Raw genomic sequence first — 11,997 nt, 5'->3', positions numbered from 1 at the left:
CATGCTCGCGGAGCTACTCGTGGTCCGGCGGCTCAACTCGCGAACAGACATGTGCCATGGCAACCGAACAGCGACGCACGACGAATCGGCTCGCAGGTGAAGAATCTCCCGACTCCCCGCGGATCGCCTGGCGCAAGCAGATGAGGATAAGCATCCTCGATGCCGCTCGCGACCTGACCTGCGAAGCCGGATGGGACCAGGTCAGCCTTTCGGCCGTCGCAGCACGAGCTCAGGTCTCCCGCCCCTCCGTCTACAAGGAGTTCGGCAATCGAGCCGGTCTGGGACGCGCACTGGTGATCCGTGAGACCCGGCAGTTCCTCGCCGGGGTGGCCGACACGCTCCATCCCGGCCTACCCGACTCCCAAGCCTGCCTCGAAGTCGCCATCCGGTACGTACTCGAGGAAGCTCACACCCAGCCCCTCATACGGGCTGTCATCGCAGCCGCCCGCAAGGGCTCCGACAGCCTGCTCCCCTACCTCACCGCCCGAGCGGACCCGATCTTCGACGCGGGCCGGCACCTGGTGCGGGAATGGTTGGGCACACGCTACCCGGAGCAGCAGGCAGAGACTCTTGAGATGACAGCGGACATCATCGTCCGCATGACCATCAGCCATCTCATCCTGCCCGCCGCCGAACCGCACGTCACCGCCCGAAGGCTTGCCACGGTCGCGCTGAAACTGCTGCAGAGTTCGACGTCAGCTAGAAGCTCCTGTAATCAATAGCCCTATCGGATCGGCTAATGCCTCACGCACGGTGGCGGGCCGCCGGTCATCACGGACGACATGCTCCACACCGTCCTGCGCCGCAGCGCGGGCGGCGAGACGATCGAGGAGATCCAGCCCGATTCACTCGCCGCGCTCCCGGAACTGCCGGACCGTCACCGTGGTGGGCCCCGGTCCGGCAGCCCACCAGTCCACCACCCAAGGCCGCGACCGCACGAGGCGGCGCCCGGCAGCACGAGGGTCCCGACCGCTCTGGGAGACCCTTTTGCCAGTTCGGCCTTGACTGCTCCGCCCTATCGCCGGGGGCCGGTGCGTGCACTGGCTTCGGCCGCACAGCGAGCCAGTGAAGTCCGTGGCGCCGGCTTCCGGCCGGGGTGCCCTGGATCAGGTTCCCCCGCTTCGACCACGCCCCGCCCGAACGCCTCCGCTGCGTCCTCGGGGACGGCCGTCCGCACAGGGCGAGCGGAATGGGCCGACACCCCGGGCCAACGCACACTCGGAGAAACGCCAGGTCAGCGGCGCGGGAGACGCAAAACGGACGCAAGATCAATGTGCATTATGTGCACGACGGGCGCTACGCGCGATCTCTGACGCACACCGGAGGGCGGCCCTGGCCCCCATGGGACCGGGGTCTCGCCATATAGCATTTGAAATGCCATACTCGTGTCATGGCTGACGACGACACCGACTTTCCTCCCGGCGACGGCCCCACCAGCGGCATCTCCGTCTCCCTCACGGCCGGCACCCTGCAAGCGATCCGTGAGCGGGTCGGCAAGCGTGGCGTGTCCGCCTTCCTGGAGAAGGCCGCGCAGCGGCAGATCGAGCGCGACAACCTGGACGATCTGATCGCCGACTTCGACAAGACCCACGGCCCCGCCGATCCCGAGGCTGTGGCCGCCAAGCGGGCCAAGCTCACCGGCACCCCCTCCTCCGGGACAGGAGCGGCCGCGTGAGCGGTGCCCTGATCCTGGACAGCGAGGGCCTGGCCAAAGCCGTGCAACGCGACCGCGAGGTCCACGAGTGGCTCACCGCCGCCCGCGACGCCGACCTTCCCGTGATCACCTCAGCCGCGGTCCTTGTCGAGGTGATCCACCCCCGCATCAACGACGCCGCCCTCAAATGGACGCTGTCCCGGTTGCGGGTCGAGCCGGTCACCCAGGCCCTCGCCCAGTCCGCCGCCACCCTGTTGCGCACGGCCGGACTGCACGGCCACAAGTACGCCATCGACGCCATGCTCTGCGCCACCGCCCTCTCGCAGCCCGGCCGCGTCACGATCCTGACGTCCGACGTCGAGGACATCGCCATGCTCACCACCGACCACCCACGCGTGACCGCCGAGAAAGTCTGAGTCGCGCCGGTTCGCCGAGCGCGGCGTGACGCGTGCCCTCCGGATCTGCCACCAAGACGTTTCGGAGCAAAGAGCTCGTAACACGATCATGGTCGACGCTTCTTGAGGCGTCTCCAGCAGATGAGGCTGCAGGCCAGGGAGACGAAGGCGTCGTGGAGTTCGGTGCGGTGTTCCCAGCGGACAGCGAGGCGTTTGAACTGGTGGAGCAGGGCGAAGGTCTGCTCCACGACGTAGCGGAGCTTGCCCAGGCCCTCGATGTTCGGGGCACCTCTGCGGGAGATGACCGGCAGGATCCGGCGCTTGCGCAGTTCGCGGCGGTTGGGGTTGGAGTCGTAGCCCTTGTCGCCGAGCAGCGCCTCGGGGCATCGGCGGGGCCGGCCGGGACAGCCCGCAACGGGCGGGATGCGGTCGACCAGGGCGAGCGTCTGGGTGACGTCGTTGACGTTGGCCGCGGTGGTGACGACCTTGAACGGGGTGCCGCGTCCGTCGCAGATCAGATGGTGCTTGCTGCCCGTCTTGCGCCGGTCGACCGGCGACGGACCGGTGTCGGCTCCCCCCTTTTTTCGCGCGGACATGGGCAGCGTCGACGCACGCTCTGGACCAGTCCAGCTCGCCGGCCGCGTTCAGCTCGGCGAGCAGAATGCGGTGGAGCTGGTCGAAGACCCGGCCTTCTGCCACCGGTCCAGACGCCGCCAGCAGGTCTGCCCGGAGCCGAACCCCAGCTCCGAGGGCAGAAGTTGCCAGGCTATGTCGTTGTAGGCGACGAACAGGATGCCCTGGAGGCAGAGACGGTCCGGCACCGGCCGCGGCTCAGGCGACCTCTCGGGCCAGGGCGGCAGCAGCGGCTCGATCAGCGCCCACAGGTCATCGTCCACGATCCACGGCCGTGTAGTCACACCATCCCGAACGGCCGAATCGTCACACCGGTCACGGCTGACCAGGACTCTTCAGCAAGATCGTGTTACGAGCTCAAAGCCGGCCGAGCAGACGGAGGACGGTCCGTGATCCGTAGGGGCGACAAGGTCTCATGCGTCGCCACGGCGCACATTCAGGACATCAGCCGGCTGCGACCGTCACCCCGGCGTACGCCACCGCCGTCAGGGCCAGGACGGCAGCCGGTAGGGCCCGCATGGGCGGATCGCCGTGGCGCAGGTGGACCACTGCGGCCGCGGTCATGAGCAGCGCGAGTCCGATCGCGGCGGTCATCCCGAGTAGGGCGGAAGCCAGTCCGAGTACCAGTCCGACGGCTCCGGCCACTTCCAGGGTGCCGACGACGCGGTAGAGGCCCGGTGGCATGCCGAGGTGTGCTGCCGCCTGCCGCATGAACGGCACCGCGGCGATCTTCCCCAGTCCCAGCGGGAGGAAGACGAGGGACAGTACGGCGGCGAGGGTGACCTGTGCGGTGGTCACGCCGGCCGCCTCCGGCGTTCGGCGCCCAGGCGGGCGAAGTGGTCGATGAGGTCGGGGGCGTCCACGGCTGCCGGGTTGACGACCTGCTCGACCGGGGCGCCCTGGAGGAGGCGCTTGACGGGGACTTCGAGTTTCTTGCCGGTGCGGGTGTGCGGGATGCCGGGGACTTCGAGGATCTCGTCGGGGACGTGGCGGGGTGAGGCGCCGGTCCGGATCGCCTCCTTGATCTTCTCGCGGAGCGGGTCGTCCAGGGTCGCGTCGTCTGCGAGGACGACGAACAGGGGCATCCAGTAGCCGCCGTCGGGTTCTTCCGCGCCGATGACGAGGGCCTCGGTGATCTCGGGGAGGCGTTCGACGGCGTCGTGGATGTCGGCGCTGCCCAGGCGTACACCGTTGCGGTTCAGGGTGCTGTCGGAGCGGCCGTGGACGATCACGGAGCCGTGTCCGGTGACGGTGATCCAGTCGCCGTGCCGCCAGACGCCGGGGTGGGAGGAGAAGTAGGCGTCGCGGTAGCGGGTGCCGTCGGGGTCGTTCCAGAAGTACAGCGGCATGGACGGCATCGGGCGGGTGACGACCAGTTCGCCCACCTGGTCCACGATCGGGAGGCCCTCGGCGTCGTACGCGGCCAGGGCCACCCCGAGATGAGGTGCGGACAGCTCCCCGGCCCAGACCGGTGTGTTGGGGGCGCTGCCCGCGAAGCCGGAGACGACGTCCGTGCCGCCGCTGGTGGACGCGAGCAGGACGTGGTCGCCGACGTGGTCGCGGACCCAGGGGTAGGCGGAGGCCGGCAGGGCGGAGCCGGTGCAGCCGACCACGCGGATCGACGACAGGTCGCGTGCCGAGGGGTCGATGCCGTACTTGGCCATGCCCAGCAGGTACTGGGGGCTGGTGCCGAAGACGGTCACCCGGTGGCGCGCGGCCAGCTCCCACAGGACGTCGAGCCGGGCGAAGGGTGCGGGGCTGCCGTCGTACGTACAGGTCGTGGCGCCGGTCAGCAGGGTGGAGGCGACCAGGTTCCACATCATCCAGTGGGTCGTGGTGTACCAGAGCAGACGGTCGCCGGGCCCGAGGTCGGAGTGCAGGCCGAGGGTCTTCAGGTGCTCCAGCAGGACGCCGCCGTGACCGTGGACGATGCCCTTGGGCAGACCGGTGGTGCCGGAGGAGAACACGACCCACAGCGGGTTATCGAACGGCACCGGCGTACACGTGAGTTCCTCGGCGCGGGTGGACGCGTCCTCCCACGGCACCACCAGCGACGGGAACGCTCGCGAAGGCCACGGCAGGCCCACGTGGTCCACCAGCAGCGTCGCCTTCAACGTCGGGAGATGCGCGGCCAGTTCACCGGCGGCCTCGCGGCGGTCGTGGGTCGTGCCGTTGAAGAGGTAGCCGTCGGCGGCGATCAGGACGGTGGGTTCGAGCTGGGCGAAGCGGTCGGCGGCGGCCTTGGGGGCGTAGTCCTGCCCGCAGACCGACCACACCGCGCCCAGGCTCGCGGCGGCGAGGAAGGCGACGATGGCGTGCGGGGTGTTGGGCAGGTAGCCCACGACCCGGTCCCCCTTGCCGACGCCCAGATCGCGCAGTGTGGCGGCGACGGAGGCGACCTGGGCGCGCAGCCGGCCGCCGGTCACCTCGTGACTGGAGCCGGTCTCGTCGAGGGCGATGATCGCCACGGCGTCGTCGGTGAGGTTGCGCAGGGCGTGATGGGTGTAGTTGAGGGTGGCGCCGGGGAACCACCGGGCGCCCGGCATCCGCTCCTCGGCCAGCACCTGCTCGTACGGGGTGTCGGACTCGATGTCGAAGTACTCCCACACCGCGCGCCAGAAGCCTTCCAGGTCGGTGACCGACCAGTGGTGCAGGGTGGCGTAGTCGGTGCCGTCGAGCCCGGCGTGGCGGGCGAAGTCCATGATGCGGCTGTTCACGACGGCCTTGGGGTCAGGGGTTGTGAAGGGGTCCGGCCTGGTCATCGTGTGGCGCTCCTCAGCAGGCTCTTCTCGGCGGTCTGTTGGAAGGGGAGGGTGCTGCGCGTGGTGTGCAGGAGGGCCGCCCAGGCGGCGGTGTCGGTGAAGTCGTGCCTCCCGGCCGGAACGACGTCCATGACGACGCGGTCGGGCCGCAGCAGGACGGCATCCACCCTGCCGGCGCGCAGCCAGGCCGCGAGAGTGCCGTCGTCACCGAGGCCGGTGACAGGGATCGTCCGGGCGCCGAGCGCGTGGGCGAGGGCGTTCAGTGCGGGCCAGGGTTCGGCGGCGGTCAGGACGGTGAAGGAGTCGCCGAGCAGTTCGTCGAGGCGGATGCGCCGTCCGTCGAGTGCCACCCATGGTTGCGGGCAGTGGGTGCCCGCGAGGCCCCTGCGCATACGGCGCCGGACGAGGGGCCCGGCGGTCAGGGACGGGCTGAGGTCCCGGCCCGCCGCCGCGATGAGGCCGGGTATGCGGCAGGCAGCGGCCAGGATCCTGCGGCGTAGTGCGGCGGCGCCGTCCTGGCCGCCGGTCATGGCCCAGCCCATGGCGACCGCGAGCCGGATCACATGCCGTGCGTGCGGCTTGCGCTCGCTCTCGTACGTGTCAAGCAGCCGCTCGTCGCCGCCCTGGCCCAGGACGCGGGCCAGCTTCCAGGTGAGGTTGTAGGCATCACGCAGGCCCGCGCACAGCCCCTGCCCGATGAACGGCGGGGTGAGGTGGGCGGCGTCGCCGAGGAGGAAGACTCGTCCGCTGCGCCACCGGTCGGCGATGCGCGCCCGGAAGGTGTACTGGGTCTCGCGGACGATCTCGAAGTCACCGTCGTGGGAGGGTGGCATCCATGGGGCGATCAGCTCCCGCACCGGTTGCCGCTCGTCCTGCAGCCGGAACTCCCAGCGGTAGCGGTCTTCGCCGACGCGCATGAAGGTCGCCGGGCGGTGTGGGTCGCAGACCTGGTCGACGCCTTCCCAGCAGCGGACGTCGGCGTTCGTGCGGACGTCGACGACGGTCCATCGTTCCTCGAAGCGCAGGTCCTCCCATGTGGCGCCGATGGCGTCGCGGGTGAGGCTGTTCGCCCCGTCGCAGCCGAGGACCGCCTCGGCCCACAGTTCGTACTCTCCGTCGTCGTCGCGGTAAGTCACGCGCACGGGGCCGGCGGTGTCCGGGCCGACGCCGGTAACCTCCACGCCGCTGCGCAGTTCGCATTGCGGGTTCCGGGCGAGGGCGTCGCGCAGCAGTCGCTCCAGCTCGGGCTGGTCGAACATGCTGGTCTGCGGGTAGCCGTGATGACCATGCTCGGAGCGCCGGAACTCGGCCATGACCCGGTGCCGAGCGTCCAGCAACCGCAGTCCGTTCGCGGGGCGGGCTATCTCTGCGAACTCCTCCCCCACGCCCGCGGCCTGGAGGATCCTGCGGACCTCGTCGTCGGTGGCGACGGCGCGCGGGAGCGGGTAGACGTCCCGGTGGCGTTCCAGGACGACGGTGCGCACCCCGCGCCGGGCGAGGAGGAGGGCGGCGGTCACGCCCACCGGTCCCGCGCCGATGATCACCACGGGTACCTGCTGTTCGGTGCGGCTCACCTCAGGTCCCTACTTCGCGTCCGTGACGGAGGTTCGCTGCTCGCCGAGGTCGATCCGGCCGTCCGGGGTCGCGATCGTCGCCGTGATCACGTCTCCCGCGTGCAGGTAGTGCGGGTTCTTCGCCTGGGACTTGAAGAAAGCCTTCCACTTCAAGGCGGGCGGCAGCAGTGCGCCGACCTTCTCGACCGGCTTCGGCGGGGCCTTGAGGGCCGTGCCGCCGGGCGTGCCGGTCAGGAGCAGGTCGCCGGGGTCGAGGGTCTGGAAACGGGCCAGCAGGGTGAGGGCCTGCGCCGGGCGGACGATCATGTCGGCGAGGGTGCGGTCCTGGCGCAGCTCGCCGTTGACGGACAGCTTCAGCCTGAGGTCGAGGAGATGGACGAAGTCCTCCGGCTCCAGCAGGGCGAGGTACGGGCCGGTCGGTGTGAAGGTCGGGTAGGACTTGCTCTCGTAGAACTGCGTCTTGGTCAGCTGGACGTCGCGCGCGCTGATGTCGTTGGTGACGACGAGCCCGGCGACGTACGACGGCAGGTCCCGCTCGTCGACCGTGGTGCCGATGGGCAGGGTGGCGCCCATGACGAGCCCGAGTTCGACCTCGTAGTCGAGGAACTTCACGTGCGAGGGCCGTACGACGGGGTCGCCGGGTCCGCTGACCGACCCGGACGCCTTGCGGAAGAAGGCGGGCGGGATGTCGCCCGTGAAGCCCGAATCACGGGCGTGACTCCGGTAGTTGACCATCTGGGCGACCACCCGGCAGGGGGTGGTGACCGGCGAGAGGACGGCCAGGTCGGCGACGGGCGTGCCCGCCTCGGTCGAGCGAGCCGCCTCTCGTACGGCGTCACGATCGGCGATCAGCTCGGCGGTGGTGGTGGCCTTGGTGTCGACAGGGATGGCCCGGTGGATTGGGGTCTCCCCTGCTCGAGCGGAGTCGAGAGCTTGGGGGCGGACGACCCACCATCCGTCGGCGGTGCGCAGGACGTTGGTGCTCATGTCAGTACCTTCGTGAGGGGGTGGTCGGTGTTCAGGACTTGGCGGCTTTGAGCAGGCCCAGCAGGCGCGCCGGGTCCATCTCGTTGTCGCCGCGCAGGGCCTGGATGACGTCGCGGACCCGCTGCGGGGAGGGACTCGCGCCGAGGAAGTCACGCGTGGCCGGTGGACCCCACTGGGCAAGACCGCTGGTCGACATGGGCGCCCACCCGGGCTCGACGTCGCTGGAGAACAGGTCGCCGTCGGCGAAGTGCTCCAGCATGAAGCGGTCGGGGTCGCGCCAGTAGTCGAAGAGCTGGCTGCCTTGGATGTGCCGACCGACGCCCCAGCTGCGCTGGTATCCGCGTTCCTTGAGGTATTCGCCGCCGACGGCGATCGAGTCCAGGTCGGTGACCTGGTAGGCGGAGTGGACATAGCCGGTCCCCGGTCCCAGGTGCATGGCCAGCGTGTGATGGTCGGCCGGCACGCTGCCGAGGTCGCAGCGGATGAACGCCATGGTCGGGCCGCGGTCGCGCTGCCCGTCCAGGAAGAGAAAGTCGGACACGATCATCCCCAGCGTGTCCAGGTACCAGTCCAGGGCCCGGCCGAACACGCGGGTCTCCAGGACGACGTGGCCCAGCCGCTGGATCCGGGACGGCTCGCGCGGCGGGCGCTGCGTGGTGTTCGTACGACGATGGTCCGTACCGAAGTTGAGCAGCAGCGGCAGCTGCTCGGGCAGCGCCGGCAGCTGCTCGCCGCAGTGCACCACCCGCACCGGGAAGCCGGACGGATCGAGCAGGTCGACCGTCTTTCCGCCACCGGGTACGTCCGCGTCACGCACGTCGGAACCGGTGGCCCGCGCCAGCCGGTCCAGATCGGGACGCTCCGCCGCACGGAACGCCGGGCCGATGAAGCGGGACGTACGCCCGCGCCGGATCACCATGCACGGCGAGCCGGCGAACGTGCCGCGCAGCCACAGCTCGCTGTCGGTGCGCGCGGCGATCTGGAAGCCGAAGTCCCGGGCGAAGACCTCGGCTCGCTCCAGGTCAGGCTTCTCGAACTCCAGCCAGGCCAGGTCCGCGACCTTGATCACGGGATTCCGGGAGCGGCCGGGATGCTCGCCCCTCAGGGCTCCCTGTTCGCTATGCAGGTCCTGATGGGCCGTTTTGGCATCGGCCCCGTGGACGCGGGTCTCAGACATGGTGTCCTCCGAGCAACATTGCCGTAATGAGGAAATCATCAACTTTGACAGTTCCGTCGTCAAGATGTCCCCGGCTGGAAATGATGGATTCATCAGAACTGCAGTCGTCATCGCCTGCGCGGTTAGACTTGGCGCATGCCTACGTCAGCCCCGCCCAGCAACCGATTCGAGCGACGTCGCGCCGAGACCCGAAGCGCGCTCATTCGCGCCGCCCGGCAGATACTCGCCGACAGCGGGGACACCGGCATCAGCATCCAGGCGATCGCCGAGCGCGCCGACGTGGGCTTCGGCTCCTTCTACAACCACTTCGAGTCGAAGGCCGAGCTGTTCGAGGCGGCGGTGGTGGACGCCCTGGAGGAGTACGGCCGGAACTTCGACCAGCGCCTGGCGGAGATCGACGACCCTGCGGAGCTCGTCGCGGCGGGCTTCCGGCTCAGCGCACGCATGGCCGACTCCCACCCTGAACTGATGCAGGTCCTGCGCCGTCGCGGCCTCGGTCACATCCACTCGGACAACGGCCTGGCCCGGCGGGCGCTGCGTGACATCGAGGTCGGCACGGCCTCCGGACGCTTCACCGTGGCCGACCCGACTGTGGCCCTGTCCGCAATGGGCGGCACCCTGCTGTCCCTGGTGGAGCTGAGGTTCGCGCGCCCCGACGTGGACGGTGACGAGGCCGCGGTGAACCTGGCCGAGATGGCCCTGCGCATGCTGGGCGTACCACCGGACGACGCCCACGAGGTCGCCCGGCGCCCCCTCCCCGGCCCCGTCTGAGACGACCGCTCCTACCCGGCGGCGGACGAACCCTGCAGGAAGGCGACCGAGCGGCCGGTGAAGGCGGCGTCGATTCCGTCCCGCGTGGTGGTGACGGATCGCAGGTGCAGCCCCTCGGGGACGCTCTCCAGCAGGATGGGATCTTCCAGGGCTCTGTCCAGCAGCGTTTTCAGCGGAGGAAGCAGCTCGCCCCGGACGGTGCGGACATCCGTGAAGGCGATGCGGTTGCCCGTTGCCGCCGAGACGGCCGCGCTCACGGTGACGTCGCCGACGACCGGCAGAACGGCCGTCGCACTGATCCGGTCCGTTTCGCCACCTGGTGACATCCGCACACCGAGCGCGCCCGACACGTCACCGTACGAGAGGAACGCGGTCGCCTCGACATGGTCGGCGTGAGCCTCCTCAGCACTCCCGGAGGTCTTCAGCCCGTCAAGGCGTACGGTCAGCTTCGTCACCGGCAGGGGCCGAGTTCAGACGTGCGTCACGTGCGTCGAACATGCGTCAAGACATCGCACCTGACGCACGTAACGCCCACAACGCACACTCGGAGAAACACCAGGTCAGCGGCCCTTCTCGGCAGGCTCAAGGATCGCCACGCACTCCACATGGTGCGTCATCGGGAACAGGTCGAACACGCGCAGCGTCCGTACCCGGTAGCCGCCGTCCTTGAAGTAGGCGAGGTCGCGGGCCAGGGCCGCCGGGTCGCAGGCCACGTAGGCGATGCGGCGGGCGCCGAGGCCCGCGAGGTGCTTGACCGTCTGCTTGCCGGCGCCCGCGCGGGGCGGGTCGAGGACGATCAGGTCGACCTCGGAGATGCGGGTGCGCGGGAGGACGGTCTCGACCTTGCCCTGCTCGATGCGGACCCGGTCGTAGGCCTCCAGGTTGTGGCGGGCGTCCTCCACCGCGCGCTTGCCGGACTCGATGCCCAGGACCGCGCCCTGGTCGCCGACGCGGTCGGCGATCGCGCCCGCGAAGAGGCCGACGCCGCAGTAGAGGTCGAGGGCCGTGTCGCCCTTGCGCGGCGTGAGGCCCTGCATGACGGCGAGCATGAGGGTCTGGGCGGCCTTCGGGTGGACCTGCCAGAAGCCGCCGTTGCCGACGCGGTACGTGCGGTCGTCGGCGCGCTCGCGGACGAAGGGGCGGCCGTGGACGCGGTGGACGCCGCCGTCCTTCTCGTCGACGCGGAGGACCGAGACCGGCTTGTCCAGTTCGACGAGGGGCAGGCGGGCGCCCGGGCGGGGGGTCAGGATGACCTGGCGGTCGCCGGAGCCGGAGGCCGCGATCCCCTCGACGGAGGCCATGCCCTCCCAGGTGCGCTTCTCGATGCCGAGCTCGGAGACCCCCGGCGCCGCGATCATGCAGTGGTCGATCACCTCGACCTCGTGCGAGCGGTGCTTGCGCAGGCCCGCGTGGCCTTCGGTGTCCACGGCGTACTGGACCCGGGTGCGCCACTGCGGGACCTCGCCCGCCGGGAGCTTGTCGCCCTCGGCCGGCATGACGGTGCCGTCCCAGCCGGCCTCCTCGGGCGTGAGCCCGGCCAGGCGCTGGAGCTGCTCGGCGACGACCTCGCCCTTGAGTCGGCGCTGGGCGCCCGGCTTGGCGTGCTGCCAGTCGCAGCCGCCGCACTTGCCCGGGCCCGCGAACGGGCAGGGCGCCTCCACCCGGTCCTTGGACGCCTCCAGGATCGTGACCGCGTCCGCGCGGAGGTAGCGGGACGTCTCCTCGCCCTCCGTGACCCGCGCGACGACCCGCTCGCCCGGCAGCGCGTGGCGGACGAAGAGGACCCGGCCGCCCTCCGTACGGGCGATGCAGTGGCCTCCGTGGGCCACCGGGCCGACCTCGACCTCGTACTCTTCCCCGACCAACGAAGCAACGGGCGCGTTCTGCATGACGGGGTGACTCCAGAGAATGAGAGAGGTGGGGGGGGGGGGGCGGCCCCCCCCCCCCCCCCGCGCCCCCGCGCCCGGCCCCGCCCCGCTCGGGGGAGGCCGCGCCCGCGCGGCCCCCCCACCCCCCACCCCCTCACACATCCCGCCCGACAACC

11 protein-coding genes and 1 pseudogene are annotated in these 11,997 nt (G+C 70.4%); 4 read left to right on the top strand and 8 right to left on the bottom strand.

What is annotated here, in order from left to right; all coding sequences use genetic code 11:
* The first annotated feature begins 56 nt into the window (after positions 1-56).
* The 3 genes from ACF1G2_RS29460 (at position 57) to ACF1G2_RS29450 (ending at position 2,070) form a co-directional block, all read left to right on the top strand.
* On the top strand, positions 57-722 hold the full coding sequence (locus ACF1G2_RS29460; protein WP_391801203.1) for a TetR family transcriptional regulator: 666 nt from the start codon (positions 57-59) through the stop codon (positions 720-722).
* 668 nt (positions 723-1,390) lie between these two features.
* Positions 1,391-1,675: a hypothetical protein gene (locus tag ACF1G2_RS29455; protein ID WP_391801202.1), complete on the top strand. Its 285-nt coding sequence runs from the start codon at positions 1,391-1,393 to the stop codon at positions 1,673-1,675.
* The gene (locus ACF1G2_RS29450) at positions 1,672-2,070 is read left to right on the top strand and encodes a PIN domain-containing protein (protein WP_391801201.1); all 399 of its coding nucleotides are present in this window, start codon (positions 1,672-1,674) and stop codon (positions 2,068-2,070) included. Before ACF1G2_RS29455 ends, ACF1G2_RS29450 begins: the two co-directional genes overlap by 4 nt.
* Before the next feature lie 86 nt (positions 2,071-2,156).
* On the opposite strand, the pseudogene ACF1G2_RS29445 reads toward ACF1G2_RS29450, so the two are convergent.
* From ACF1G2_RS29445 to ACF1G2_RS29420, 6 genes and pseudogenes are all read right to left on the bottom strand, one after another.
* A pseudogene (locus tag ACF1G2_RS29445) lies at positions 2,157-3,011 on the bottom strand (IS5 family transposase).
* A 115-nt stretch (positions 3,012-3,126) separates the two neighbouring features.
* Positions 3,127-3,480 (bottom strand): DoxX family protein, encoded by a 354-nt coding sequence (locus ACF1G2_RS29440; RefSeq protein WP_391801200.1) that lies wholly within the window; start codon positions 3,478-3,480, stop codon positions 3,127-3,129.
* Positions 3,477-5,444, bottom strand: coding sequence for an acetoacetate--CoA ligase (locus ACF1G2_RS29435; protein WP_391801199.1), 1,968 nt, complete (start codon positions 5,442-5,444; stop codon positions 3,477-3,479). Before ACF1G2_RS29435 ends, ACF1G2_RS29440 begins: the two co-directional genes overlap by 4 nt.
* Entirely contained in the window at positions 5,441-7,018 is a 1,578-nt protein-coding gene (locus ACF1G2_RS29430; RefSeq protein ID WP_391801198.1) for a bifunctional 3-(3-hydroxy-phenyl)propionate/3-hydroxycinnamic acid hydroxylase, read from the bottom strand. The genes ACF1G2_RS29435 and ACF1G2_RS29430 overlap by 4 nt, the downstream gene beginning before the upstream one ends.
* A gap of 9 nt (positions 7,019-7,027) precedes the next feature.
* Positions 7,028-8,005 carry a fumarylacetoacetate hydrolase family protein gene (locus ACF1G2_RS29425; protein WP_362012367.1) on the bottom strand — a complete coding sequence of 326 codons (978 nt, stop codon included), beginning with the start codon at positions 8,003-8,005 and terminating at the stop codon, positions 7,028-7,030.
* A gap of 31 nt (positions 8,006-8,036) precedes the next feature.
* Positions 8,037-9,182, bottom strand: a complete 1,146-nt coding sequence (locus ACF1G2_RS29420) for a VOC family protein (RefSeq protein WP_184930225.1) — start codon at positions 9,180-9,182, stop codon at positions 8,037-8,039.
* A gap of 135 nt (positions 9,183-9,317) precedes the next feature.
* Between ACF1G2_RS29420 and ACF1G2_RS29415 the strand changes: the two genes are divergently transcribed.
* On the top strand, positions 9,318-9,953 hold the full coding sequence (locus ACF1G2_RS29415) for a TetR/AcrR family transcriptional regulator (protein WP_391801197.1): 636 nt from the start codon (positions 9,318-9,320) through the stop codon (positions 9,951-9,953).
* An 11-nt stretch (positions 9,954-9,964) separates the two neighbouring features.
* Here the strand turns inward: ACF1G2_RS29415 and ACF1G2_RS29410 are convergent, their stop codons facing one another.
* Positions 9,965-10,408 carry an LmeA family phospholipid-binding protein gene (locus ACF1G2_RS29410; protein ID WP_391801196.1) on the bottom strand — a complete coding sequence of 148 codons (444 nt, stop codon included), beginning with the start codon at positions 10,406-10,408 and terminating at the stop codon, positions 9,965-9,967.
* A gap of 105 nt (positions 10,409-10,513) precedes the next feature.
* On the bottom strand, positions 10,514-11,842 hold the full coding sequence (locus ACF1G2_RS29405) for a class I SAM-dependent RNA methyltransferase (protein WP_391801195.1): 1,329 nt from the start codon (positions 11,840-11,842) through the stop codon (positions 10,514-10,516).
* Between the last annotated feature and the right edge of the window lie 155 nt (positions 11,843-11,997).

This window comes from Streptomyces sp. NPDC013457, assembly GCF_043089925.1.
In the GTDB taxonomy this organism is placed as follows: Bacteria; Actinomycetota; Actinomycetes; order Streptomycetales; family Streptomycetaceae; genus Streptomyces.
Note: the sequence above shows the minus strand (reverse complement) of the source record. Positions and strands in the feature narration are given on the sequence as shown.